Origin of the sequence: Variovorax sp. VaC1, assembly GCF_043658315.1 — a bacterium.
Classification (GTDB): Bacteria; Pseudomonadota; Gammaproteobacteria; order Burkholderiales; family Burkholderiaceae_C; genus Variovorax.
The window spans coordinates 59,996-85,168 of sequence record NZ_JBIGLT010000010.1 but is presented as its reverse complement, the minus strand read 5'-3'; the positions used below and the strand labels follow the sequence as shown (position 1 = coordinate 85,168).

Below are 25,173 nucleotides of genomic sequence, written 5' to 3'. Positions count from 1 at the left end.
CGTCGCGGTGCTCAGGCCCGTAGACGTCGAGGTCGACAGGCTGCTGATCCCCGTGGAAGTCGAGGTCGACAAGCTGCCGATGCTGCTCGTCGCCGTGCTCAGGCCCGTCGATGTCGAAGTCGACAGGCTGCTGATGCTGCTGGTCGCAGTGCTCAGGCCCGTGGAAGTCGAAGTCGACAGGCTGCCGATGCTGCTGGTCGCTGTACTCAGACCGGTCGAGGTCGAAGTCGACAGGCTCCTGATGCTGCTGGTCGCGGTGCTCAGGCCCGTAGACGTCGAGGTCGACAGGCTGCTGATCCCGGTGGAAGTCGAGGTCGACAAACTGCTGATGTTGCTCGTCGTCGTGCTCGCCACGGAGTACAGCTGGCTGCCGTTGATCGCGTCGGTGCTGCTGGCACCAACCAGGCCGGCGGCGACGTTCTGAATGCGGCGCTCCGCACCCGGGCCGCCGACACTCACCACGCCTGCGGACGAGCTGGCGCCTGCAAAGCCGCCGAACGTCGTGCCACCGATGGTTGCGCTGCTGACAGTCGTGGTGCCACCGGTGGCAGCCGTGGCGGCGCCGGTGGTTGTCGCGCCCTGCCCAAGGGCAACCGATCCGGCGACGCTGGCGTTGGACCCGAGACCGATCGCGACACCCGAAGTGGCACCCGACGTGACCACGGATTGCCCGCCAATCGCGATCGCGTCGCTTGCGGCGGCCGAAGCGCCACCACTGCTGTTCGTACCGATCGCCGTGGCGCCATTGCCGGTGGCGGTTGCCGTCCGACCCAGAGCAGAAGAAAAATCGCCGGCCGCGGTGGCTCCGGAGCCGATGGCCACCGAGCGATTTCCGTTCGCGACTGCGGCCGTGCCAAGTGCCAGGGCATTCGCGGCGCCAGCCTGCGCAGCGTAGCCAAACGCCGCGGAAGTCTTTCCTGCGGCGTTGGAGAGGGTGCCGAATGCCGTAGAACCACCACCGCTGGCATTTGCAAGGTTGCCGAAGGCCGTTGAAGGTGCCAGGCCACTTGGATCACCAACCGCCGTTGCGCCGGTGCCGAAGGCCATGTCATTGCTGAAGGCAGCGTTGGCGTTGTTGCCGAACGCTGTTGCTCCTCCGCCATTTGCCCGGGCACCGCTGCCGACCGCGGTGGTATTTGCGCCGTTGGCAAAGGCGTTCAAGCCCGTGGCGATTGCACCGCTTGACGCAGCGTTCGCGCCGGTGCCAATCGCAACCGCGTCATCGCCAGCGGCCGTCGTTGCCGTTGTGCCGCCACCGATGGCCAGCGCACGCTGACCGGAAGAAGCGGCCAAGGTCGAGCTGCTGCCGATGCGCATGGAACCGTTGTTGGACGTGCCGCCGCCCAAGCCCAGGTTGCCGCTGTTCACGTACAGCTCTCCGCCCAGCGTCAGCGAGTTCGATCCGGTGGCGCTCGACGGGTTGTAGAAAAGCGCCCGGTTTGTTTGGGTTGCCTTGTCTGTCGGGGCACACATCGACGAAGGAGAGCCCAGTTGGGCGAGGGTGGGTACTGGCGTGCCCGATCCCAATCCCCCGAGAGACATCGAATTGGCGCCTGTCGGCGTGGGATTGCTGCCGCCATAGTTGCCCATGACGGACACGCCCGCGGTATCGAACGTCCAGGTACAGGCGGTGTCCGAACCGTCGTTGATGAAGATGCCGTAACCGGCCACTGCGGGCAGGCTCGCCCATCCGAGGCATACCGCGACGACGGCGCCGCTGACGCTCGCCACCCGGAATCGCTTTCGACCCTGGCTGTTGCCGCTCTGCTGGCTGGCACTCGGCTTGCCACGCGCGCTGAAGATTTCTGCGACAGCCACCCAGGCGCCAAGCGATTCGTTCCAGATGGAGCGGTAAGTTTTATTCATAGCCAGTTCTCTTTGAGTAATTTCCAACTCGCATCTGCTCGATGCCGGATTCGCCTGTCCCGCTCTCCATCGCGCGCCGGTTCGATGACATGCCATCGCCAGTTGCGGGCTCGACCTGCAGCAACCCCCGTGGCTGCAATCGATTGATGCCCGCAAACGGCTGAAATCGTCTCGATCCAGCTCGCGTCGTCGTGTTAACTTTTGTTATCTATTTTTTGAAAAGCGCGAGTCTAAAAGCCCTTGATTGCTTATGGGTGTTAACTATTTCTCAAGGTCTTCAGCGACTTTTGACAACTGCCCTGGTTTGTTAAATGACGGGTTGTTTGTGTGCGATTTGTCGCGCTCGGCGAACCGGGTCAATCGTCAGCTTCCACTCAGGATTCGCTGAATTTCTGTATGCGGAGCGATGGGTCTCACTCCCTCGATGCGGCCAAAGTTTTCGGCGACCGGCGGATTTATTTCGCCCGTTGCATCCAATCCAATGAGTTCCGTCGCGTTCTGAAACGATGTACTGAAAAAGGGCTCGTCAATTTGGACGCCGCCGGCTCAGATTGATGACATATGTGAACAATTTCCCAAGATGGCAGGCACGCCGGCGCATGCGCACGAGTGCAATCCCGACGTCTGTCCGGGCCGCGATGGGGCTTGAGCAATGACATTCATTGACATTCGTCCAGGCCCTGCCAAAGACCTCGCGGTTGGCAACTGAAGGAACCGCCTTCACATTCCGCAGGGTTGCGGTGCTTCGACGGCGGTTCGCCAAGACCCATGCGAGGCGCGGTGGCGATCGCCACTCTGGCGATAACAAATTCGGTTAGAAGTCGATTCGCCCCGCATCACTCCGGCCACACCATGCACACGCCAGACTCCTTGAAGGAAACGACGCTTCCGCGGCCCGGACAGCCCGAGCGCGACCCGCTTTCAGACCTGCTGGACCTTGTCCGTATCCGCGGCGAGATGGCGCTCACCTGCACGCCCGAGGTTCCTTTCGCGCTGTCGTTTCCCGCCAATACCGCCTGCATGCATGCGGTGACGCGTGGCACGGTGACCGTGCACGTTGAAGGCGTGGAGGCGCCCATCGAACTGAATCCCGGTGAGCTGGTCCTGCTGCCGCATGGCACGGCGCACGTCATGAAGGCCGGCCACGCGCGAACGATCGTCGGAATCGATGAGGCATTGCAAACGAGCTTCGACCGCCGCCGCGTCGTGTTCGGCGATGGCACCTCGACGACATGGTTCTGGGGCAGCTTCACTTTCGACGACGCCATGTCGCGGCGCCTGCTCGACACGCTGCCCACCGCGATCACCCTGCGCGACCTCAACGAACGGCCTCTCGAGTGGTTTCAGTTGTGCTGGGAAATCATGGTCGACGAATCAAGGCGGCGGCTGCCCGGCGGCAGCGTGATGGTGTCGCGATTGCTCGACATCGTGTTCGTGAAGATCATCCGCCGCTGGGCCGAGCAGGATGCCGCTGCGCCGCACTGGTTGACGGCGGCACTCGATCCGCGAATCGCGAAGGTGCTGTCTGCCATTCACGCCGCGCCTGCGCGTCCCTGGCAGGTCGCCGATCTCGCGGAGATCGCGGGGATGTCCAGGTCGTCGTTCGCCGCTCACTTCGAGTCGCTGCTCGAACAGTCGCCCGGCGCCTATCTGACCGCGTGGCGGCTCGACAAGGCGTCCGAGCGCCTTGGCAACACGTCCAAGCCGATCCGGTGGATCGCGGAGGATGTGGGGTACGAATCGGATGCGGCCTTCAGCCGCGCATTCCGGGAGCGCTTCGGCCTGTCGCCGTCACAGTGGCGCAAGCAGGCGTCGGCAACCAAGCTCTGAGCGCGCCGCCAGAGGCCGCCGGCCCGTTGGCGTTTGCGCAAATTTCTTTGGAGCCTGAATCATTTCAGCCTGAACCCGGCCTCCAATAATGGCCGCTCTCTGACCTGGCTTCATGTGCCGGCAGGCCGGGTCGCGCAGTTGTTGCCGGTGCGCAATTTCAATCAAGGAGAGCCATATCGTGAGCAAGACAACGAGCGTTATTCTGGTCCACGGTTTCTGGGGCGGCGCGGCACATTGGAACGGTGTCATCGCCGAACTTCTGCGCAAGGGCTACACCTCGCTGCACGCGGTCGAACTGCCGCTGACCTCGCTGGCCGACGATGCCGAACGCCTGCGCAAGATGGTCGTGCAACAGCAGGGCCCGGTGCTGCTGGTCGGCCATTCGTATGGCGGCGCGGTGATCACGCAGGCCGGCGACCTGCCGAACGTGACCGGGCTGGTCTACATCGCGGCCTTTGCGCCCGACGCGGGTGAAAGCCCTGGCGGCATCACGCAGGAACACCCGCCAGTGGCGGCCGCCAACCTCGCACCCGACAGCGATGGCTACCTGTGGGTGGTGCCCGAGAAGTTCCACGAGAGCTTCTGCCAGGACCTGACCGCCGAAGAAGGCCGCGTGATGGGCGTGACGCAGAAGGCACCGCTGGCCAGCACCTTCGGCGATGCGATCACGGCACCGGCATGGAAGAAGAAGCCGTCGTGGTACCAGATCTCGAGCGAAGACCGCATGATCGCGCCGGCCAACCAGGAGCGCATGTCTGCCCGGCTCGGCGCAAGGAAGGTCATCACGCTGGCGGCCAGCCATGCATCGCTGGCGTCGAAGCCGGTTGAAGTGGCCGCGCTGATCGACGAGGCTGCAAGCAGCTAGGTGCCACCGGAGCCTTGCGAAAGGCTCCGAACTCTTGCTGCGTTTTCAATGCAGTCGAGTCCGATGGACCACCGGCGAGTGGCAAAGCGGGCAGGCCATCTGCCGAGAGCGAGCCGTCGGACCCGCTCACGCCCGCACACCGGTTCGGCCGCTCGCTGGTGATGTGCGCGTCGGTTGTTGCTGCTACAGCCGCACGAATCAGCGCGGCTGTTGCTGCGTCGTGCAGTGAATGCCACCGCCACCCGCGGCAATGGCATCGATGTCGAGCTGCACCACTTCGCGTTTCGGAAACAGGTCGCGCAGCAGCGCACGAGCATTGGCATCGGCGCGCGCGTCGCCGAATTGCGGGCCGATGACGGCGCCGTTGCAGACGTAGAAGTTGATGTAGCCGGCCGCGAACTCGTCCGTCTCGAGTGCTTCGCGCACCGTTTCCGGTCCCGTGAGCACTTCCACGCGCAGGCGTTGCCCGCGCGCGTCGGTGGCCTGCCGCAAGATTTCCAGGTGGCGGCGCGTCACCGCGTAGTCGTAGGAGTCGGGGTCTTCATCGAGGCCCGCGACCACCACTCCCGGTGCGGCAAAGCGTGCATAGAAGTCGGTGTGCCCATCGGTGATGTCGCGGCCCGCGATACCGGGCAGCCAGATGATCTTGCTCAGGCCCAGCAAGCGCTTGAGCTCCGCCTCGCAGGCGTCCTTGCGCAAGCCGGGGTTGCGGTTGGGGTTGAGCACGCAGCTCTCGGTGATGATTGCCGTGCCTTGCCCGTCGACCTCGATGCCGCCGCCCTCCAGCACGAGCCTGGTGGCCAGGGGCTGCGCCTTGGCGGCGCCGGTGACGTACCCGGCCACCTCGGCGTCGCGCGCATGGGCCTGCTTGCCGCCCCAGCCGTTGAAGTTGAAATCCACGCCCGCCCATCGGCCCTCGGCATTGCGCACGAACACCGGCCCGGTGTCGCGCATCCAGAGGTCGTCGACCGGCTGCACTTCGAGCTGCACGCGGTTGCCGCACAGCCGGGCGGCGATGTCGTACTCCTGCTCGCGCACGAGCATGTGCACCGGCTCGAAGGCCGCGATGGTGCGGGCGATGTTGGCCAGGTTCTCGCGCGCGGGCTTCAGCAAGCGCCGGCCCCAGACTTTTTCGCTGGGCCCGAAGGACATCCAGGTGGCGCGGTGCGGCTCGCCCTCGTCGGGCATGCGCCAGGTCTCGGGTGCGGCAGCCATCGAAGGCGTGGTCCAGTTCATGGTCAGAGGGGCGAGGCTCAGTCCGCGCAGCAGATGGCGTCGGGTCAGGGGAAGGGACATGTCGGTCTCCGGAAGAGGCGCCGGATCAAACCGGCTCCTGTTGTGTCGTGCAGTGGATGCCGCCACCGCCCGCGGCGATGGCGTCGATGTTCAGCTGCACGATCTGATGGCTCGGCAACTGCGCCGCCAGCGCCGCGCGGGCGGCCTGGTCGGCTGCGGCATCGCCGAATTCGGGCAGGAACAGCGCCTTGTCGGTGATCAGGAAATTCACATAGCCGGCGGCGAAATCCTTGCGTGCATAAGCGGGCCGCACCTGGGTCGGCGTTTCCAGCGTGACGATCTGCAATGCGCGGCCGCGCGCATCGGTGGCCGTTCGCAGCAGTTCCAGATGGCGCCGCGTCACGTCGTAATCGGGGGTGTTGTTGTTCTCCAGCGCCGCGACGATCACGCCGGGCTTGAGAAAGCGCGCATAGAAGTCGGTGTGGCCGTCCGTGATGTCGCCGGGCTGCACGATGCCCGGCAGCCAGATGATCTTCTCGATGCCCAGCAGCCGCTGGAGTTCAGCCTCTACCTCGGCCTTGCCGACGCCCGGGTTGCGGTTTTTATTGAGCACGCAGCTCTCGGTGATGATCGCCGTGCCTTGCCCATCGACCTCGATGCCGCCGCCCTCCAGCACCAGGCGGCTGCGCAGCAAGGGCACACCGGCCAGCTCGGCCATGCGGGCCGCCACCGTGGCGTCGCGCGCATGCGGCTGCTTGTTGCCCCAGCCGTTGAAGTTGAAGCTCACGGCGGCCCGCGCGCCGCGGGCATCGCGCACGAAGACACAGCCCGTGTCGCGCGCCCAGAGGTCGTCGATGGCGTGTTCGATCAGTTGCACGTTGGAGCCGCAAAGCTGGCGGGCTGTGGCGAGGTCTTCGGCATTGACCAGCATCTTGACCGGCTCATAGACGCTGATGGCATTGGCAATGCGGGCCAGTGCCTGCTGCACGGGCTGGCGCATTTCGCTGGTCCAGATGGACTCGCGTGCCGCGAAGGCCATCCAGATTGCGCGATGGGCACCACCTTCGTCGGGCATCCGCCAGGAAGCATTGGGTGCGGTCGTGGGCGCTGGGGAAGGGGCAGGCGAGGGAGCCGGGGCCGGGGTCGGCGCAGGCATGGGCGGAAGGCCCAGTGCGCCGCTGCCACCGCCACCTCCGCCGCAGGCGCTCAGGAGGCCGCCCATCAGTCCGAGGCCGCTCAGGCCCAGGAGGGTACGTCGAGTTGTCATGAGAAATAAGGGTTACTACCAAGAGCCCCGAATTCTGGCGAGCTTCACCTATTTGCATAACTGATGTTTTTTGCCTCGATCAATCAATATGGCTCATGACAGGCGCGTCGGTCTGCGAAAAATGCAGCAGGCTGTCGAACACGTTGCGCACCAGTGGCAGGCGCGACGGGCCGTCGGTGCGCGATATCCACACCGTCCCCAGGCTCAGTCTCGGGCTGGCCGCCAGGTGCTGAAGGCTGCCATTGCGCAAGGCATCGTCGGCCAGCAGGCTCGACACCAGCGCGATGCCCCGGCTCCGCAGCGCCGCGTCGAGCAGGAGGCGCGGATCGTCGTAGATGGCGACCTTGCGCAGGTGGGCGAAGTGCGCCCGGATGAACGGGCCGACCCGATCGCTCGTGAGATCCCCTTCGAGGCACAGCAGCCCGGTGTCCGCACGCTCGGCCAGCCCGGGGACGCAAACGGCCACCAGTTCGTCGACCAGCAGCGGCACCTCGAACACGCCCTGCTGCCGGAGCGGTTCGCGCGTGATCGCGATGTCCACGTCCAGCTCGTCGATGTAGCGGGCGGTCTCGTCGATCGAAATGATCGGACACAGCGCGGGGTACGCCTGCAGCAGCCGCTCCACGCGGGGCTGCAGCCAGCCGCTGGCGACGGGGGCCGGGCAGACCAGCGTGACGAGGTTGTCGTCCATGTAGGTCTCGATGCGGTTGAGCCCGTTGCGAATCTGCTCGAGCGACTTGCTCACGCTGTCCAGCAGCAGGCGCCCCGCCACCGTCAGCTCCACGCCGCGCCCCCGGCGCCGGAACAGCGGCTGGCCGACCTGTTGCTCCAGCTGTGCGATCTGGTGGCTGACGGCGGACTGCGAGATGAAAAGCTCGTCTGCCGCGCGCGAGTAATTGCCCAGGCGCGCGGCCGCTTCGAAGCCGATCAGGAATTTGAAGGACGGCAGTCTGGCGTTCGACATATGAATTTCTTGGATGGGTAGACGCAAGAAATGTCGCTTTTTTATTAACTGGCTTCAAGTCAAAGTCGTCGTTCCTGAAATACCTTCCAAAAGGACACCTTGATCTCGAACGATTTCGACGCCCGCCGTGCCGGGCTGCGCATGCCCGCCGAATGGGAGCCGATGGCCGCTACCTGGCTGGGCTGGCCCGTGCTGGACAACCGCGAAGAACTCTGGGGCGCGCACTACGACGAGGTCTGCCGCGCGTTCGGGCTGCTGGCCCGCACGATCGCCCGCTACCAGCGCTGCATCGTGGCGGCGCACGCGCCGCTGGCGGCCATGGCCCGTGAAATCTGCGGCCCGCAGGTCACCGTCGTGCCCATGGCTGTCGAGGACAACTGGCTGCGCGACTGCGGCCCCGTGTTCCTCGTCGACGAAAACCGCCTCACCCAGACGGCGGTGGGTTTTCGCTTCAATGCATGGGGCGAGAAGTACCACCCTTACGACGGCTGCCGGCGCGCCGCCGCGGACATCGCGGCGCTGGCCCAGGTGCCGCTGGTGCAGTCGGACATGGTGCTCGAAGGCGGTGCTTTCTACGTGGACGGGCAGGGCACGCTGCTGACCACCGAAAGCTGCCTGCTGCACGACAACCGCAACCCTGGCATGTGCAAGGCGGACATCGAGGCCGAGCTGCGGCGCATGCTCGGCGTGCAGAAGATCGTCTGGCTGCCGGGCAACCCGGCCGAAGTCGAGACCGACGGCCACGTGGACGGCATCGCCTCCTTCATCGCGCCGGGCAGGGTTCTCTTCAATGCGGCCGACCCTGACCAGGGCGATTACTACCGCGCGATGCAGGAAAACCGCCGCGCCCTCGAACTGGCCACCGACGTGCAGGGCCGCCGTTTCGAGATCCTCGATCTGCCCGTGCCGCGCGGGGCGCAGAACCACGGCAGCGCGCGTTTCTGCGACATCTATGCGAACTACATCCTCGTGAATGGCGCGGTGATTTCCACCGCCTTCGACGTGCCCCAGGACGAACAGGCGCGCGAGGTGTTCGCCCGCGCCTTCCCGGACCGCCGGATCGAGCTGCTGCCGATCGGCGCGATCTCGCTGGGCGGCGGCGCCACGCATTGCGCTACGCAGCAGCAGCCGATGCTGGGGAGCCGGTTGGCTGTTTGCGAGCTGGCGGCGGCGCCATGCGCCTGATGTTGAGCGGGCCGCCGCGTCGCCGCGCTATGCCCGCCTACCTGCTCACAACTGGTCGGTAGGCACGAACCAGGAAAAGAGCAGCAGCTGCAGCCGGGTCAGCATGCTCGAATCGGGCTCGCTGTCGAGTACCTCGTTGTTGACGTCGCCGGTGCCGATCCACTGCACGTTCTGGCCATCGGGCTTGAGCACGACGCGGTAGACGCCCTCGATGTCGTCCAGCTGGTAGGCGAACAGCAGCGCCTGAGCAAGGTCGAAGCTGCGCACGCGCACGCCGAACTCGGTGTTCAGCCGGGCCGAGCGCGGGTCGAGGTTCATGGAGCCGAGCAGCACCCACTGGCGGTCGATCAGTGCCAGCTTGGCGTGCAGCCGGCCGCGCGCCTTCTTGAGCAGGTCGCGGAACTGCCCGCTGCGCTTGAGCTGCTGGGTGCTCACCTCGTACAGGTTCACACCCAGCTTGAGCATGTCGACGCGGTAGCGGTTGTAGTTGATGTTGACCAGCGGCTCGTCGCTGTCGGCCAGCGAGTTGGTGATCACGGTGATGTTCACGCCATGCTCGCGCCCCATGCGGATGCGCTCCATGCCCTCGTCGCCCGGAATGAAGTAGGGCGAGATCACCACCACGTTCGACTGCGCGGTGGCCGTCATCTCGTGAAAGCGCTGCGCCAGCGATTCGGTGGGGTGCGTCATGACGCCCAGCGCCTTGTTGGGGCTGTCGGCGGTGGCATGCGCTTCGGCGCGCATCCACTTCACCTCGTCGATGTTCGCAAGCTGCGCGCCCAGGGGCAGGTCGCCCAGCAGGTCGGTGATGGGGAGCGGGTCGGGCGCTGGCGCGTGGGCGGGGGAGGTGGCGCTGTCGAAGTCGGTCTTGAGCCGTTCCGGCGTCAGGCTGGTGCTGGCCACCCGTTGCAGGGGGTAGACCACGTCGCTGTTCCAGTAGGTGTCGAAGATGGCCGCCGCCTCGGGAACCACCGGGCCGGCCATGAGCAGTTCGAAGTCGATGAAATTCGCGCTTTCGCTGCGCAGGAAATACTCGTCGGCCAGGTTGCGTCCGCCCGCGATGACCATCGCGCCATCGGCCACGAACAGCTTGTTGTGCATGCGGTGGTTGAGCCGGCGGAAGTCGCCGAAGAATTCAAGCCAGCGTCCGGACGAGTGATCGCGCGCATTGACGAAGGGATTGAACAGGCGGACTTCGGCATTGGGCTCCGCCGCCAGGCCGAGCAGCAGGCGGTCCATGCCCGCCGTGTAGAAATCGTCGAGCAGCAACCGCACGCGCACGCCGCGCCGGGCGGCGTTGCGCAGCTCGCGCAGGATCAGCCGGCCGGTCTTGTCGTTGCCGAGCTGGTAGGTCTGGACGTCGAGCGACGACTGGGCGCGGCGCATCAGTTCCAGCCGCGCATCGAGCGCATAGGACGCCTCGATCAACGGCCGCATGCTGGTCAGCCCATCGGGCGGCGAGTTCAGGCTTTCGGCCGCGTGGCCGAGCGCCGTGGCGGGCGATGCCGCGATCGCCAGCGACGGTGGCTCGGGCGTCCTGGGCGGAAGGCCGGCGCAGCCCACCAATGCGAAGGCAATCAGCAGCAGAGCCGGACCGCGCAGCGCGGGAAAAAGAAAGGCAATGAGCTTGTGCATGAGGGCTGTCGATACACGGAGAAGCCCGTGCGGGCGGCATCGTAGCCGCTTCGCCCGTGATCGAGGACGCAATTTCGCAACGCAACGCCCCGCGCCAAAGGTGGAATTGGCCGGATTGAGACTTTGTGGCTACTAAAATGAGAATGGTTCTTAATTGTGTTGTTGGGGTGGCGCAGAACCGCTTCTTCGCGCGCCAGTGCGAAAGCGCCCGGGAAGGCCGGGTCTTCGACACCCTCGACATCTGCCGCCTTGTATCGGGGCACGTCGACCTGCCCGAGTGCATCGCCCGCCCGCCCTGACGTTTTCAACATTCATCCGCCAAGCACAGTCACGACATGAACAGCCGAAAGATCAAGACCTGGGCCTGGGTGCACAAGTGGAGCAGCCTCGTCTGCACGCTGTTCATGCTGCTGCTGTGCATCACGGGGCTGCCGCTGATCTTCACCCACGAGATCCGCCACCTGCTGGGCACCGAAGTCGAGGCACCGAAGATGGCGCCGGGCACGCCGCACATCAGCCTGGACCGCGTGCTCGAGATCGCGAAGGCCAGGCACCCCGACCGCGTGGTGCAGTTCGCCTCGCAGGCCGATGACGACGACAACCTGTGGTTCGTCACGCTCACGCACACGCCCGAGCCGACCGACGACTTCAAGTCGGTGGCGGTCGATGCGCGCACGGGTGTCGTGCTGGCGCAGCCGAAGTTCGACGAGGGCTTCATGTACGTGATGTACAAGCTGCACGTCGACCTCTTTGCCGGGCTGCCCGGCAAGCTCTTCCTGGGCTTCATGGGGCTGCTGCTGCTGCTGGCCATCGTCTCGGGCGTGGTGCTGTACTCGCCCTTCATGCGCAAGCTCGACTTCGGGACCGTGCGCCGCGACAAGCGGCCCCGCCTGAAGTGGCTTGACCTGCACAACCTGCTGGGCGTCGTCACGCTGGTGTGGCTCTTCGTGGTGGGCTCCACCGGCATGATCAACACGTGGGCCGACCTGCTCATCAAGTACTGGCAGCACGACCAGCTCAGCGCGCTGCTCGCGCCCTACAAGGGCGAGCCGACGGTGCCGGTGGCCGAGCGCGGCTCTGTGCAGCGTTCGATGGAAGCCGCCATGCAGCGCGCCCCCGACACCAAGCTGTCGTTCATCGCCTTCCCGGGCACCTCGTTCTCGAGTCCGCACCACACCACCTTCTTCCTGCGCGGCAACGAGCCCTTCACCTCGAAGCTGTACCAGCCGGTGCTGGTCGATGCGAAAACGGCCGAGGTCACCGCGGCGCCCAAGCTGCCCTGGTACCTCACGGCGCTCTTGGTGTCGCAGCCGCTGCACTTCGGCGACTACGGCGGCATGCCGATGCAGATCATCTGGGCGCTGCTCGACATCGCGACCATCATCGTGCTGGGCAGCGGGCTGTACCTCTGGCTCAAGCGAGGCAACCCCGTGCCTGCTTCCCCCAAGGCAGCGGCGCATGAAAAGCCCGCGCCCGACGCGTCGTCGCAACCCGAGCCTGCACCGGCGATGAAGGCACAGGCATGAAACAGCATCAGAGCTTCTGGCGCATGTGGCGCTGGCCGATCGTGCTCGGCCTGCTCACGACCTTCGGCCTGATCTCCGCGCTCTTCAGCGATGGCGGGCTGGGCGACATCCTGGCGTGGTTCGCTCTGGGCATCCCCGTGGTCGTGTGTGGGTGGTATGGCTGGCGCCGTCCTTCGCGCTAGCTAGCTAACCAGCGGGGTGTTTCCCGCCTCTGAGCGGGTTCTCGCTAGGCAGGCCGCCCGGCGCACCGAAGCAGAATCGGTGCGATGAATGTTGCCTTCGCCACCGCTGCCCGGCTGCTGATGCTGGGCGTTCCATTCGCCGCGCAGGCACAGCAGGAACCGCAGGCCGATGCGGCGGCGGGCCGGCTGCGCGAAGTGACCGTCTCTACTCCGCGCGGCGAAGTCACGCCTTTCAACGTTCCCGGCTCGGTGGACCGGATCGACGGCGATGAAATGCGCGACAGCCGCCTGCAGGTCAACCTCTCCGAAGGCCTGGGTGCCGTGCCGGGGCTGCAGGTGCAGAACCGGCTGAACTACGCGCAAGACCTGCAGCTGTCCATTCGCGGCTTCGGCGCACGCTCTACCTTCGGCGTGCGCGGTGTGCGCCTGTATGTCGATGGCATTCCCGCCACCTTGCCCGACGGCCAGGGCCAGACCTCGAACATCGACATCGGTTCGGTCGATCGCATCGAGGTGCTGCGCGGGCCGTTCTCCGCGCTCTATGGCAATTCTTCCGGCGGCGTGGTGCAGGCGTTCACCGCTTCGGGCGAGGGCGCGCCGCGCCTTTCGTATTCGCTCGCAGGCGGCAGCTTCGGCACCTGGCGGCAGTCGCTGCAACTCAGCGGCTCGCGGGGCGCTGTCGACTACCTGCTCGATGCGAGCCGCTTCCACACCGACGGCTGGCGCGAGCACAGCGCCGCGCGGCGCGACATCGCCAACGGCAAGCTCGGCATCGCGCTGGACAACGGCGACAAGCTCACGCTGATCCTCAACAGCGTGCGCATCGACGCGCAAGACCCGCTCGGCCTTACTGCGGACCAGTACGCGCTGGCGCCGCGCAACGCGCCGCTCGCCAACCAGTACAACACCCGCAAGACGGTCGAGCAGACGCAGGTCGGCCTGCTCTACGAGCGGCGCATCGACACCACCCAGGCGTTGCGCCTCATGGTCTACGGCGGCGAGCGCAAGACCACGCAGTACCAGTCGATTCCGGTGTCCGCCCAGCAGAACCCGTTGCACGCAGGCGGCGTGATCGATCTTTCGCGGCAGTACGGCGGCATCGACCTGCGCTGGAGCGCCGCATTGCAACTGGCCGACCGACCGCTCGACGTGGTCGCGGGCCTGGGCTACGACAGCCTGCGCGAGCAGCGCCGCGGCTACGAGAACTACCTGGGGCCCGTCGCGGCACCGCTGCTCGGCGTGCAGGGGCGACTGCGCCGCAACGAGCGCAACACTGTCTGGAACCTCGACCCCTACGCGCAAGCCACGTGGCGCTTCACCGACCGATGGACGCTCGAGGCCGGCGTGCGCCGCAGCAGCGTGCACTTCGACTCGCAGGACTATTACATCGTCGGCACCAACCGCGACGACAGCGGCAACGCGCGCTACAGCCGCACGCTGCCCGTGGCGTCGCTGCGCTACCAGGCCACGCCGGATCTGGCGCTGTACGGTTCCATCGGGCGAGGCTTCGAGACGCCGACGCTCAACGAGCTTTCATACCGCGCGAACGGCGCCAGCGGCCTGAACTTCGCGCTGCGGCCCTCGGTCAACGACAGCATCGAAGTCGGCGCGAAGGCCCGCCTTGCGGGTGGCCTGCTGACCGCCGCGTTGTTCCAGACCCGCACGCGCGACGAGATCGTGACCGACACCAACATCGGCGGTCGCGCGACTTTCCAGAACGCCGGGCGCACGCGGCGCAATGGCTTCGAGCTGGGCTGGCAGCACGAGACGGCCAACCATTGGCGAACGCAGCTGGCCTACACGTGGCTGGATGCGACCTACCGCGACGCCTTCTGCTCGCCATCGCCTTGCGGCGCCGCGAACACCGTGGCCGCTGGCAACCGCATTCCGGGGATCGCGCGCCAGTCGTTGTTCGCATCGCTGGGCTGGGTGCCTCCCGAAGGCTGGCGCACGGGTGTGGAGATGCGCGCGCTGGGCCGCATCCAGGCCAACGATGTCAACACCGCCGTCGCGGCGGGCTATGCGGTGGTGGCCGCCTATGCGGGCTATCTGAAGAAGTGGGAGCGCTGGGAGTTCAACGCCTTCGCGCGCATCGACAACCTGTTCGACCGGCGCTATGTGGGCTCGGTGATCGTCAATGAAGGCAATGGCCGGTACTACGAGCCGGCACCGGGGCGAAATTGGACCGTGGGGTTGAGTGGCGCCTACCGGTTCTGAACCGAGGTGTTGTGTTGCGGGTCGTTGTTCAGGGCGGCGCTCACGCTGACGGGGTGCCTTGCTCCGCGAATGTCCCCCGGCCTGCGGCCTCCTCCTTTATTTCGCTGCGCAAGGCACCCCGCCAGCGTGAGCGTTGTTCAGAGCAGTCGTTGATCGACCAGCACAACGACCGCGCTTCTTGTGCGCAGGGCATCGGGTGCTCCCCGCAGCGAAATAAAGGAGGAGGGGCGAAGCCCCGGGGGACATTCGCGGAGGGGAGTACCCGGTGTCCTGTGCACACATCCCGAATCGCGGCCCCAAAAGAAAAACGGCGGGTGGTGCCCGCCGTTCGTCAGTCGTCTCAACGCGTCGTCTTCAGAACGCAGCAGGCCGCCACTTCAACAGCCGCTTCTCAAGCGAACTCAGCAAGAAGTCCGCAGCAAGCGCCACCACAGCAAGAACGATCATCGCCGCGAACACGCCGCTCGCATTGAACGCGCCTTGTGCCGTCGAGATCAGCAGGCCGATGCCTTCCTTGGCGCCGAGAAACTCGCCGACCACCGCACCGACCAGCGCGAAGCCGAAGCTCACGTGCAGGCTGGCAAGAATCCACGACATGGCCGACGGGATCACCACCGACATCGTCACCTGACGCGGCGAGGCGCCCAGAATCTGCGCGTTCGCGATCATGTACTTGTCGGCTTCGCGCACACCCTGGAAGGCATTGCCGAAGACCACGAAGAACACCATCACCACGGCCAGCGCCACCTTCGACGCCATGCCCAGGCCCAGCGCGATCACGAAGATCGAACCCAGCACCACGCGCGGGATCGAGTTGGCGATCTGGATGTAGAGGCTGAACACGTCCGACAGCAGCTTGTTGCGGCCCAGGATGATGCCGCACAGCACGCCGGCCACCGAGCCGATCAGGAAGCCGATCACCGTTTCCTCGAGCGTCACCGCGACCTGCATCCACAGCGAGCCTTGCGACGTGCCGTCGCGCATCCACTCCACGAGCTGGTCGTAGATCATCGAAGGCATCGAATAGAAGAAGGGGTCGATCCACTTCAGGCGCGCCGCGATCTCCCAGCCGCCGAGCGCGACCACCAGCACGATCAGCCGCAGCGCGATGATCATGCGGCGACGGCCGCGAATGGCCGCCTGCGCAATTTCAGACTCGCGTGCCAGCGCGGCGTCGCTGAGCGAAGAGGGCAGCACGGCGGCCGCGGGGGTGGTGGAGGGCGTCATGGTCTTCGTTGTTGTCGTGATGGTTGCGGTGTTCATTGAATGACCACCTCCTCGCGCAGGTCGTCCCAGATGTGCTTCGAGAGTTCGATGAACTGCTTGTCGTAGCGCACCTCCGACATGACGCGCGGGCGCGGCAGGTCGATCTCGTACACCCGCTTGAGCGTGGCGGGGCGCGCCGACAGCACGAACACGCGGTCGGCCAGCGCAATGGCTTCTTCCAGGTCGTGCGTCACGAACACCACACTGCCGCCGTTGCCCGACCACAGCTGTAGCAGCTCGTCCTGCATCAGCGTGCGCGTCTGCATGTCGAGCGCCGAGAAGGGCTCGTCCATCAGCAGGATCTCGGGGTTGTTGATGAAGGTCTGCGCCAGCGCCACGCGCTTGCGCATGCCGCCCGACAGCTGGTGCGGGTAGTGCTTGCCGAACTTGGAAAGCCCCACGCGGTGGATCCACTCCTGCGCCAGTTCCATCGCCTCTTTCTTCGGCTTGCCGCGGAACACCGGGCCGGCGGCCACGTTGTCTTCCACGCTGCGCCACGGGAACACCGCGTCGGCCTGGAACACGAAGCCGATGCGCGGATCGACGCCGTTCACTGGCTGGCCCATCACCTTCACGTCGCCCACGGTGGGCTTGAGCAGGCCGGTGATCATGTTCAGCGTGGTCGACTTGCCGCAGCCCGTGGGCCCGACGATGGCGACGAACTCGCCGCGCGCCACCGACATGCTGAAGTTGCGCAGCGCCACGGTGGCGTTGCCGTCCTGCGAGATGAAGCGCAGCGACACGTCGTTGAAGTCGATGGCCGAGGTCACGGCGGTGCTGCTGCTGTTGCTGGAAGGGGTTCCGTTGCGCATGGTCACTTCGCCGCCGCTGCTGCCAGGTAGGCGTTGCTGTAGGTCTTGGACAGGTCGATGTTCTTGCTCTTGACCAGCGGCTTGTAGGTGGCGAGCACCTTCAGCACGTTCTCGGGGCCACCGGCCGGCATCTTCGCGTCGGTCGTGAACATCGGCAGCGAGGCCTTCAGTGCCTCGATGTACAGCGCCTTGTCGTTGCCGTAGTAGTCGCGCGGCATCTTCTCGGCGATTTCTTCGGCGCTGTGGGTGCTGATGTATTGCATGGTGCGCGCGAAGGCGCGGGCCAGCTTGGTGGCTTCGGCCTTGTGCGACTCGGCCCAGGTGTTCTGTACGTACAGGCTGGCCGCAGGGTAGAGGCCGCCCAGGGCCTTGACGGTGTCGGGCTCGGTGCGCAGGTCGACCAGAATCTTGGCGTCGCCGGTCTTGAGCATCTGCGACACGGTCGGCTCGGTGGTCATGCCGGCCTGGATGCGGTCCTGCTTCATGGCCGCGATGAAGGTGTTGCCGGCGCCCACGGGCAGCAGCGAGTATTCCTTCGAGGCCACGCCGGCGCGGTCGGCCAGGTAGCGGGTGAGGAAGTCGGTCGACGAGCCCAGGCCCGTCACGCCCAGCGTCTTGCCGCCCTTGGCATCGGCCATGCTCTTGAAGCCCGCGGCCGCAGCCTTGGTCGAGACCAGTTCCACTTCGCCCGGCACCTTGCAGAACACGGCGATGGCCTGGATCTCCTTGCCCTTGCTCTGCAGATCGATGGTGTGGTCGTAGAAGCCCACCACGCCCTGCACGGCGCCGGCGATCAACTGGTTCTCGGCGTCGACGCCGGCCGGCTGCGACTGCAGCTCGACGTTCAGGCCCTCGTCCTTGAAGTGGCCCAGCACCTCGGTGAGCTTGGCCGGCAGGTAGATGATCTTGTTGATGCCGCCCACCATGATGGTGATCGGCGCATCGGCGGCCTGCGCGAGCGGCGCGGCGGCGGCGAGGGCGGTGCACAGGGCGGCAGCCAGCAGGGTGCGGCGGGTGGCGAACGTCGACAGGGACATGGTGTCTCTCCGTGTTGGTATTGAATTGGAAGTCGGTCCGCGCACATCTGCCGCAGGACGGGGCCAGTCTAGAAAGCGGCATCCTTCGGCCAGCTTTCGGCGGCCCGCATGATTTGTCATGGTTATCCCTAGGGCCGCGCGATGCTTCCTAGAATCCACCGCCACCACCCCGCCCCTAATGAAGCTGCTGCTCATCGAAGACAACCCGCAACTCGCGCACTGGCTCGCGAGCCTGCTGCGCGAGCAGGACTTCGTGGTCGACCACGTGGACAACGGCGACGCGGCCGACCGCCTGCTGCTGCAGACGGCCTACGACGTGGTGCTGCTGGACCTGAACATCCCGCAGCTATCGGGCAAGGCGGTGTTGCGGCGGCTGCGCGAGCGGGGCGATGCGGTGCCGGTGATCATCCTCACGGCCACGGCATCGCTCGACCAGAAGGTGCTGTGCCTGGAGATCGGCGCCGACGACTACCTCGTGAAGCCCTTCGAGATCCGCGAGCTGGTCGCGCGCATCAAGGTGCTGGTGCGCCGCCAGATGCCGGGCAAGACCAACGACATCGCCTGCGGCGACCTGCAGTACGACCTGCGCACGCGGCAGTTCACGCTGGCGGGCGAAGAGCTGGCGCTGCCGCCGCGCGAGCGCACGCTGCTCGAAACGCTCATGCTCAAGGCGGGAAGCACCGTCTCCAAGCAGGCGCTGATCGACGCGATCTTCGGGCTGGACGACGAGCCGAGTGCCGATGCGGTCGACATCTACATCCACCGCCTGCGCAAGAAGCTCGAAGCCAGCCAGGCGACCATCATCACCTTGCGCGGCGTGGGCTACCTGCTGCGCACGCGCCAGGAAGACTGAGGGCGCACGGATGAAGCGCGCCAGCCTGCGCCTGCGCCTTGCGCTGTGGCTGCTGCTGCCGATGTCGGTGTTCGTCGCGATCTGCGGCTGGCTCAATTGGCGCAATGCCGCGGAGGTGGCCGACTACGTGCAGGACCACGACCTGCTGTCGTCCGCCAAGGTGCTGTCGGACCGGCTGATCTGGGAAGACGATGACATCAAGGCCAGCGTGCCGCCTTCGGCGCTGAGCCTGTTCGTGTCGTCCGACCGCGACCACGTGTTCCTCAGTGTGATGGGGTCCGACGGCGAGGTGCTGGCCGGCTCGGCCAACTTTCCGCTGCCCAAGGTGCGCAAGCCCGAGGGCACCGACCGCGCGCAGTGGTACGACACGCACTTCGCCGGCTGGCCGTTGCGCGCGGTGGTCACCACGCGCTCGATGTACGAGGCCGGCGGCGCGCGCGACATCACCATCGCCGTGGGCAAGACCGAGCGCAGCCGCGACCACATGTTGCGCACCTTGTGGTGGCCTTCGATGCAGTACCTGCTGATCGCGCTGGTGCTCGCCATCGCGCTGGCCGTGGCGGCGCTGACGCTGGAGCTGCGCCCGATCGTGCGGCTGAGCCAGCAGCTCGCGCAGCGCGATCCCCTGCACCTCGACCTCACGGTGGACCCGCAGGCACTGCACACCGAGCTGCGGCCGGTGGCCGACACCATCAACCGCTTCGTGGGCCAGCTCAAGGCGCACTCCGAAGCGCAGCGCCGCTTCATCGCCGATGCGGCGCATCAGTTGCGCACACCGCTGGCGATGCAGGCCTCGCAGATCGAGTTCGCGCGCTACACGCGGCAGCATCGCGGCGAATGGGACACGCGCCGCGCCGACATGGACGCGATGTGGCTGGCGATGCAGACCAGCAACCGCCGGCTGGTCGACGTGACCAACAAGCTCCTGCTGCTGGCGCAGGCCGAGCACGGCGACGCGCACACGCGGCTGGAGCGGGTCGATCTGGCGGCGGTGGCGTTGCGCTGCGTCGAGCAACTGGCCGCGCTGGCCGACCGGCGCGGCATCGACCTGGGGCTGGAGGCGGATGTGGGGCCGCAAGGCGCGTTCGTGCGGGCGCAGCCGGCGCTGCTCGATGCGTTGGTGACGAACCTGCTCGACAACGCGCTGCGCTACACGCAGGAGGGCGGTCGCGTGACCGTCGGCGTGCGGCAGGCGGAAGGTGCTGTCGTGGTGTTGACGGTGGAGGACAACGGCCCCGGCATTCCCGCCGAGGTGCGCGAACGCGTGTTCGAGCGCTTCTACCGGGTGTCGCAGGACACCGAGGGAACGGGGCTGGGGCTGGCCATCGTGCGCGAGATTGCGCGGGCCTTCGATGCGAACGTAGACCTGGCAGCCAACCCGCGCGAGGCGCAGGGGCTGCTGGTCACGGTGCAGTTTCCGCCGGTCGTCGCCTGAGGCGGCGACCGGGGATCAACCTTCTCGGGTCAGAGGCCGGCGGCTGCGCGCAGTGCGGCGGCCTGGTTCGTCGCTTCCCAGGTGAACTCGGGCTCTTCGCGGCCGAAGTGGCCGTAGGCGGCGGTCTTCTGGTAGATCGGACGCAGCAGGTCGAGCATCTGGATGATGCCCTTCGGACGCAGGTCGAAGTGCTCGCGCACGAGGGCCGCGATCTTCTCGTCGGGGATGAGGCCCGTGCCTTCGGTGTAGACCGTGATGTTCATCGGCTCGGCCACGCCGATCGCGTAGGCCACCTGGATCTGGCACTGGCGCGCGATGCCGGCGGCCACGATGTTCTTGGCCACGTAGCGTGCGGCGTAGGCGGCCGAGCGGTCGACCTTCGACGGGTCCTTGCCCGAGAAGGCGCCGCCACCGTGCGGGCAGGCGCCGCCGTAGGTGTCGACGATGATCTTGCGGCCAGTCAGGCCGCAATCGCCTTGCGGGCCGCCGATGACGAAGCGGCCGGTCGGGTTGATCAGGTAGCGCGTTTCCTTGAGCCACTCCTTGGGCAGCACCGGCTTGATGATCTCCTCGATGATGGCTTCGTTGAACGAGGCCTTCATCTTGGTCGAGGTTTCGCTCTGGTCGGGGCTGTGCTGCGTCGAGAGCACCACGGTGTCGATGCTGTGCGGCTTGCCGTCGACGTAGCGCATCGTGACCTGGCTCTTGGCGTCCGGGCGCAGGAAGGGCAGGCGGCCGTCCTTGCGCAGTTGGGCCTGGCGCTCCACGAGGCGGTGCGCGTAGTAGATCGGCGCGGGCATCAGTTCGGGCGTTTCGTCGCAGGCGTAGCCGAACATCAGGCCCTGGTCGCCGGCGCCGGTGTTCAGGTGGTCATCCGACGCGTGGTCCACGCCCTGGGCGATGTCGTTGGACTGCTTGTCGTAGCAGACCATCACGGCACAACCCTTGTAGTCGATGCCGTAGTCGGTGTTGTCGTAGCCGATGCGCTTGATGGTGTCGCGTGCGACCTGGATGTAGTCGACGTGCGCGTTGGTCGTGATCTCGCCGGCGAGCACCACGAGGCCGGTGTTGGTCAGCGTCTCGGCGGCCACGCGGCTGCGGGGGTCCTGCTCGAAGATCGCGTCCAGGATGGCATCCGAGATCTGGTCGGCGACCTTGTCGGGGTGGCCTTCGGAAACCGATTCGGAAGTGAAGAGGAAGTCGTTCGCCATTTGTTCAAAGCTCCTGTAAGTGACTTGGCGCGTTGCCAACTCTGCGGAGCCCTGGCGAACGCTTTAGCAGAATGCCGATGAATCGGCGGGGCACAATCGCTTTGCGCTTGTGTTTGTCGCCCTGCAAGTTGTTCCGTAACTCGGCGACAATTTGCATTCTATTCGAGCCGCGCAATACCATGCGCGCGCGTCCGCTTTTTGACCCCTCCCGTTTTCAATGATCACCCTGTTCCGCCTGCTTGCCCGCGTGCCGATGCCGTTGATGCATCGCCTCGGCGCCATGCTGGGCTGGCTGGTCTGGTGGTGCGCGCCCGACTACCGCCGCCGCTTCAAGGCCCACGCCGAGCGCGCGGGCTTCGCGCCCGACCAATACCGTCCTGCCATCTCCGCCGCTGGCAAGATGGCTTCCGAACTGCCCTGGCTCTGGCTGCGCCCGCAGGGCGAGACCGTGCTGCCGCGCGTGGTGCGCTGGGAGGGCGTCGAAGCCTTCGAAGCCGCCATGCAGGCAAAAAAGGGCGTGATCCTGGTGGCGCCGCACCTGGGCAGCTGGGAAATGTGCGGCCAGGCTATCGGCGAGCGCTTCCTGGCGGCCTATGGCCCGATCACGGCGCTGTTCCGCCCGGCACGCAAGAAATGGATGGCCAACCTGATCGCCGCGGGCTCGCGCGACCGGCCCGGCCTGCAGACATTGCCGACCAACAACAGCGGCGTGCGCGGCCTGATCCGCACGCTGCGCGGTGGCGGCTACACCGGCATTCTTCCTGACCAGGTGCCGCCGCTGGGGCAGGGCGTCTGGGCGCCGTTCCTGGGACGGCCGGCCTACACCATGACCTTGCTTCCGCGCCTGGCGCAACAAACCGGCGCCGCCTGCTTCCTGAGCGTGTGCGAGCGCCTGCCGCGCGGCGCGGGCTACGTGATCCGCTTCGAGCCGATCGTGGGCACCGCGTTGACCGATCCGAAGGCCTCCATCGAGGAAGCCACCGCCGCCATGAACGACGCCATCGGACGGCTGATCCACAGCCTGCCCGGCCAGTACGTGTGGGACTACGCGCGCTACAAGGAGCCGCGCGCCGAACGCGTGGCGGCCGCCACCGCCGGGGAGACGCCATGAGCCTCGGTTCCCAACTCGGCATCGGCTTCATGCGGGCGATCGCGCCGCTGCCCCTGCCGCTGGTGCGTGGCTTCGGCGCGTTCCTTGGCCGCATCCTGCACACCGTCGCGGTGCCCCGCCGGCGTGTGGTCGACACCAACCTGGCCGTCTGCTTTCCCGAGAAATCGGAAGCCGAGCGCCGCGCCATCGCACGCGAGACCTTCGTCTTCGTCGCGCAGTCGTGGCTGGACCGCAGCTGGCTCTGGCATGCGCCCGAGAAGGTGGTGGCGAGCCGGCTCAAGGTGATCGGCGCGGCCTCGGAGATCCACGAGATCGCCGAAGGCGATGCGCCCATGATCCTGTTCGCGCCGCATTTCTACGGCCTGGACGCGGCGGCCACCGCGCTGACCATGCACACGGCCCGGCCCTCGGCCACCATCTACACGACCCAGCGCGATCCGATGGTCGACGCCTGGATTCGCGAGGGCCGCACGCGCTTCGGCGACGTGGCGGCGCTGAACCGGGTGGACGGCATCAAGCCGGTGCTGTCGGGCCTGCGCAAGGGCGGCCTGCTGTACCTGTTGCCCGACATGGATTTCGGCCGCGACCAGACCATCTTCGTACCGTTCTACGGCGTGCAGGCCGCGACCGTGCCCTCGCTCTCGCGCTTCGCGCGGCTGGGCAAGGCCAAGGTGGTGCCGATTGTGTCGAAGCTCACGCCGGGCGGCTATGAGATCCAGGTGCTGCCGACCTGGCAGAACTTCCCGACCGACAACGTCGAGGCCGACACCGCGCTCATGAACAAGCGCCTGCAGGGCTACATCGACACGATGCCCTCCCAGTACTACTGGGTGCATCGCCGCTTCAAGACCCGCCCCGAAGGCGAGCCGCCCATTTACTGAGTGCGCTGCAGGAAGGCCTCGATCTCGCGGGCCACCAGCTGCGGTTGCTCGTGCACGATCCAGTGGGTCGCGTTGGGCACTTTCTTGATCTCGAGCCGGGGCACGTAGTCGTCGAGCCCTTCGAGCAGGCCGGGCAGCAGCGCCGCATCGTCGAGCGCCCAGAACACGAAGGTCGGCACGTTCACCGTGAGCCGTTCGCGCGGCAGCACCGGGATGCCGTCGATGCTCTGGCCCGGCAGCGGCGGCTTCATCGGCGTCACGCGGTACAGGTTGCACGCGCCCGTGAGGCCCGCGCCCCAGACCTCGCGGTACTTCTGCTTCACTTCTTCAGTGAGCCAGCCGTAGCCATCGGGGCCGGCCTTCATCAGCAGGAAGAAGGGCCACATGCGCTTGAAGTCGTCGGCCGCGAGCAGCGCCTCGGCGTCGGGGCGCGCGAGGAAATTCATGTACGCGCTGGCCTGCTGCTGCGCCGGGCTGTTGCGCAATTCGCGCGTGAAGGTGCCCGGATGCGGCGAGTTGATGATGACCAGCTTGCCGACCTGCGCCGGAAACGCATTGGCATAGCCCCAGCCGAAAGCGCCGCCCCAGTCGTGAGCGACCAGCGCGGCCATGGTGCCGTCGGCGCTTTCGGTGGCAACGAGCTGCTGGATGTCCTGGATCAGCAGGTGCGGCTTGTAGGCGGCCACGTCGGTCGGCGCGCTCGATTTCTCGAAGCCGCGCAGGTTGGGCGCGACACAGCGGTAGCCGCCGTGGGCGGGGTCCGAGAAGTGGTCGAGCAGCTCGTCCCAGATGAACGCGGCTTCGGGAAAACCGTGCAGGAACACCATCAGCGGCTGCCCCGGCTTGCCGGCGGCGCGGCAGCTCAGGGTGGTGCCGTTGGGCAGGCTGCGTTGGAAGGTCTCGATCATGCTTTTTTGTCTCCTTGGGTTGACTGTCGCTATTTTTTTGATAGTGAGCTTCGCAGATGGGACGGTCGATGCAGCCTGTTGGGTGTCAGGCCTCTTCCGGTTCCGCCGGGGGCTCCGGTGGCGCCGCCGGTGCGGCCGCTCCGTCGGGATGCACCCAGCGCCACAACAGTTCGGCGGCCTCGCCGACGCCCTGTTTCTTCAAAGCCGAGAACAGTTTCACCTCGCCGCCGCCGGCGTTCAGTCGCGTAATCGACAGCACCTTGGCGGCTTCGCTGCGGGTGAGCTTGTCGGACTTGGTCAGCAGCACGAGGAATTTGAGCCCTTGCTCCACCCGCGGGCGGATCACGTCGAGCAGGATCTCGTCGAGCTCGGTCAGTCCGTGCCGCGGGTCGCACATCAGCACCACGCCGCGCAGGCTTTCGCGCGTCATCAGGTAATTGCCCATCACGCGCTGCCAGCGCAGCTTGGCCTCTTTCGGCACGGCCGCGTAGCCGTAGCCGGGAAGATCGGCCAGCACGGCGTCGTCGACCTTCTGCTTGCCGATGCCGAACAGGTTGATGTGCTGCGTGCGGCCCGGCGTCTTGGAGGCGAAGGCCAGGCGCGTCTGCTGCGTGAGGGTGTTGATGGCGGTCGATTTGCCCGCGTTGGAGCGTCCCACGAAGGCGATCTCGGGCAGGTCGACGGGGGGTAGATGTTCCAGCTGGGGAGCGCTGGTCAGGAAGTGGGCGGTGTGCAACCAACCCAGTGCCACGCGTTCGCGCTCGGCGACCTGGGGGTCCGCGGCAGGCGCCGCGCGGGGAGGATAGGCAGCGGGCTTGGCGCGCGGGGAGGGCATCTACGGACTTTCGAAACTAGACCCACATTGTAGAATCGTGAGGTTTTGCGC

21 protein-coding genes are annotated in these 25,173 nt (G+C 66.4%); 10 read left to right on the top strand and 11 right to left on the bottom strand.

Annotated features, from left to right (window positions below; all coding sequences use genetic code 11):
* Window positions 1-1,866 (bottom strand): ESPR-type extended signal peptide-containing protein (locus ACGLHS_RS31525; protein ID WP_394485761.1); only part of this gene is annotated, 1,866 nt, incomplete at its 3' end.
* A gap of 852 nt (window positions 1,867-2,718) precedes the next feature.
* On the opposite strand from ACGLHS_RS31525, the gene ACGLHS_RS31520 reads away from it, so the two are divergent.
* Together ACGLHS_RS31520 and ACGLHS_RS31515 are read left to right on the top strand one after the other, a co-directional pair.
* Window positions 2,719-3,696, top strand: a complete 978-nt coding sequence (locus tag ACGLHS_RS31520; RefSeq protein ID WP_394485758.1) for a cupin domain-containing protein — start codon at window positions 2,719-2,721, stop codon at window positions 3,694-3,696.
* Window positions 3,697-3,874: 178 nt separating this feature from the next.
* Window positions 3,875-4,561, top strand: a complete 687-nt coding sequence (locus tag ACGLHS_RS31515; protein ID WP_394485756.1) for an alpha/beta hydrolase — start codon at window positions 3,875-3,877, stop codon at window positions 4,559-4,561.
* 198 nt (window positions 4,562-4,759) lie between these two features.
* Here ACGLHS_RS31515 and ACGLHS_RS31510 read toward each other — a convergent pair whose 3' ends face one another.
* The 3 genes from ACGLHS_RS31510 to ACGLHS_RS31500 form a co-directional block, all read right to left on the bottom strand.
* Window positions 4,760-5,857, bottom strand: coding sequence for an agmatine/peptidylarginine deiminase (locus ACGLHS_RS31510; protein WP_394485754.1), 1,098 nt, complete (start codon window positions 5,855-5,857; stop codon window positions 4,760-4,762).
* 25 nt (window positions 5,858-5,882) lie between these two features.
* Window positions 5,883-7,064, bottom strand: a complete 1,182-nt coding sequence (locus tag ACGLHS_RS31505) for an agmatine/peptidylarginine deiminase (RefSeq protein ID WP_394485752.1) — start codon at window positions 7,062-7,064, stop codon at window positions 5,883-5,885.
* Window positions 7,065-7,143: 79 nt separating this feature from the next.
* Window positions 7,144-8,028, bottom strand: a complete 885-nt coding sequence (locus tag ACGLHS_RS31500; RefSeq protein ID WP_394485750.1) for a LysR family transcriptional regulator — start codon at window positions 8,026-8,028, stop codon at window positions 7,144-7,146.
* A 99-nt stretch (window positions 8,029-8,127) separates the two neighbouring features.
* On the opposite strand from ACGLHS_RS31500, the gene ACGLHS_RS31495 reads away from it, so the two are divergent.
* Complete coding sequence (locus tag ACGLHS_RS31495) at window positions 8,128-9,213, top strand: agmatine/peptidylarginine deiminase (RefSeq protein ID WP_394485747.1); 1,086 nt, start codon at window positions 8,128-8,130, stop codon at window positions 9,211-9,213.
* A 45-nt stretch (window positions 9,214-9,258) separates the two neighbouring features.
* On the opposite strand, the gene ACGLHS_RS31490 is transcribed toward ACGLHS_RS31495, so the two are convergent.
* Window positions 9,259-10,848: a phospholipase D family protein gene (locus ACGLHS_RS31490; RefSeq protein WP_394485745.1), complete on the bottom strand. Its 1,590-nt coding sequence runs from the start codon at window positions 10,846-10,848 to the stop codon at window positions 9,259-9,261.
* A gap of 335 nt (window positions 10,849-11,183) precedes the next feature.
* Between ACGLHS_RS31490 and ACGLHS_RS31485 the strand changes: the two genes are divergently transcribed.
* The 3 genes from ACGLHS_RS31485 (at window position 11,184) to ACGLHS_RS31475 (ending at window position 14,773) form a co-directional block, all read left to right on the top strand.
* Complete coding sequence (locus ACGLHS_RS31485) at window positions 11,184-12,374, top strand: PepSY-associated TM helix domain-containing protein (RefSeq protein ID WP_394485743.1); 1,191 nt, start codon at window positions 11,184-11,186, stop codon at window positions 12,372-12,374.
* Window positions 12,371-12,556 (top strand): hypothetical protein, encoded by a 186-nt coding sequence (locus ACGLHS_RS31480; RefSeq protein ID WP_394485741.1) that lies wholly within the window; start codon window positions 12,371-12,373, stop codon window positions 12,554-12,556. The genes ACGLHS_RS31485 and ACGLHS_RS31480 overlap by 4 nt, the downstream gene beginning before the upstream one ends.
* 84 nt (window positions 12,557-12,640) lie before the next feature.
* Window positions 12,641-14,773 (top strand): TonB-dependent receptor domain-containing protein, encoded by a 2,133-nt coding sequence (locus ACGLHS_RS31475; RefSeq protein ID WP_394485738.1) that lies wholly within the window; start codon window positions 12,641-12,643, stop codon window positions 14,771-14,773.
* A 354-nt stretch (window positions 14,774-15,127) separates the two neighbouring features.
* Here the strand turns inward: ACGLHS_RS31475 and ACGLHS_RS31470 are convergent, their stop codons facing one another.
* From ACGLHS_RS31470 to ACGLHS_RS31460, 3 genes are read right to left on the bottom strand one after another with little or no spacing between them, the layout of a single operon-like run.
* Window positions 15,128-16,000, bottom strand: a complete 873-nt coding sequence (locus tag ACGLHS_RS31470) for an ABC transporter permease (protein WP_093246134.1) — start codon at window positions 15,998-16,000, stop codon at window positions 15,128-15,130.
* 32 nt (window positions 16,001-16,032) lie between these two features.
* Complete coding sequence (locus tag ACGLHS_RS31465; RefSeq protein ID WP_093246132.1) at window positions 16,033-16,851, bottom strand: ABC transporter ATP-binding protein; 819 nt, start codon at window positions 16,849-16,851, stop codon at window positions 16,033-16,035.
* A gap of 2 nt (window positions 16,852-16,853) precedes the next feature.
* The gene (locus ACGLHS_RS31460) at window positions 16,854-17,888 is read right to left on the bottom strand and encodes an ABC transporter substrate-binding protein (protein WP_394485735.1); all 1,035 of its coding nucleotides are present in this window, start codon (window positions 17,886-17,888) and stop codon (window positions 16,854-16,856) included.
* Window positions 17,889-18,066: 178 nt separating this feature from the next.
* On the opposite strand from ACGLHS_RS31460, the gene ACGLHS_RS31455 reads away from it, so the two are divergent.
* Together ACGLHS_RS31455 and ACGLHS_RS31450 are read left to right on the top strand one after the other, a co-directional pair.
* Entirely contained in the window at window positions 18,067-18,741 is a 675-nt protein-coding gene (locus tag ACGLHS_RS31455; RefSeq protein WP_093246129.1) for a response regulator transcription factor, read from the top strand.
* Between the two features lie 10 nt (window positions 18,742-18,751).
* Window positions 18,752-20,176, top strand: coding sequence for a sensor histidine kinase (locus ACGLHS_RS31450; RefSeq protein ID WP_176801227.1), 1,425 nt, complete (start codon window positions 18,752-18,754; stop codon window positions 20,174-20,176).
* A gap of 29 nt (window positions 20,177-20,205) precedes the next feature.
* Here the strand turns inward: ACGLHS_RS31450 and metK are convergent, their stop codons facing one another.
* On the bottom strand, window positions 20,206-21,387 hold the full coding sequence (gene metK, locus ACGLHS_RS31445; protein WP_093246126.1) for a methionine adenosyltransferase: 1,182 nt from the start codon (window positions 21,385-21,387) through the stop codon (window positions 20,206-20,208).
* Between the two features lie 217 nt (window positions 21,388-21,604).
* Here metK and ACGLHS_RS31440 point away from each other — a divergent pair, with 217 nt between their 5' ends.
* Window positions 21,605-22,498: a lysophospholipid acyltransferase family protein gene (locus ACGLHS_RS31440; protein WP_394485731.1), complete on the top strand. Its 894-nt coding sequence runs from the start codon at window positions 21,605-21,607 to the stop codon at window positions 22,496-22,498.
* Window positions 22,495-23,379, top strand: a complete 885-nt coding sequence (locus ACGLHS_RS31435; RefSeq protein WP_394485729.1) for a lipid A biosynthesis acyltransferase — start codon at window positions 22,495-22,497, stop codon at window positions 23,377-23,379. The genes ACGLHS_RS31440 and ACGLHS_RS31435 overlap by 4 nt, the downstream gene beginning before the upstream one ends.
* On the opposite strand, the gene ACGLHS_RS31430 is transcribed toward ACGLHS_RS31435, so the two are convergent.
* Complete coding sequence (locus ACGLHS_RS31430) at window positions 23,373-24,287, bottom strand: alpha/beta fold hydrolase (RefSeq protein WP_394485727.1); 915 nt, start codon at window positions 24,285-24,287, stop codon at window positions 23,373-23,375. The genes ACGLHS_RS31435 and ACGLHS_RS31430 overlap by 7 nt on opposite strands.
* Before the next feature lie 85 nt (window positions 24,288-24,372).
* Entirely contained in the window at window positions 24,373-25,122 is a 750-nt protein-coding gene (yihA, locus tag ACGLHS_RS31425; RefSeq protein ID WP_093246121.1) for a ribosome biogenesis GTP-binding protein YihA/YsxC, read from the bottom strand.
* Window positions 25,123-25,173: the final 51 nt, after the last annotated feature.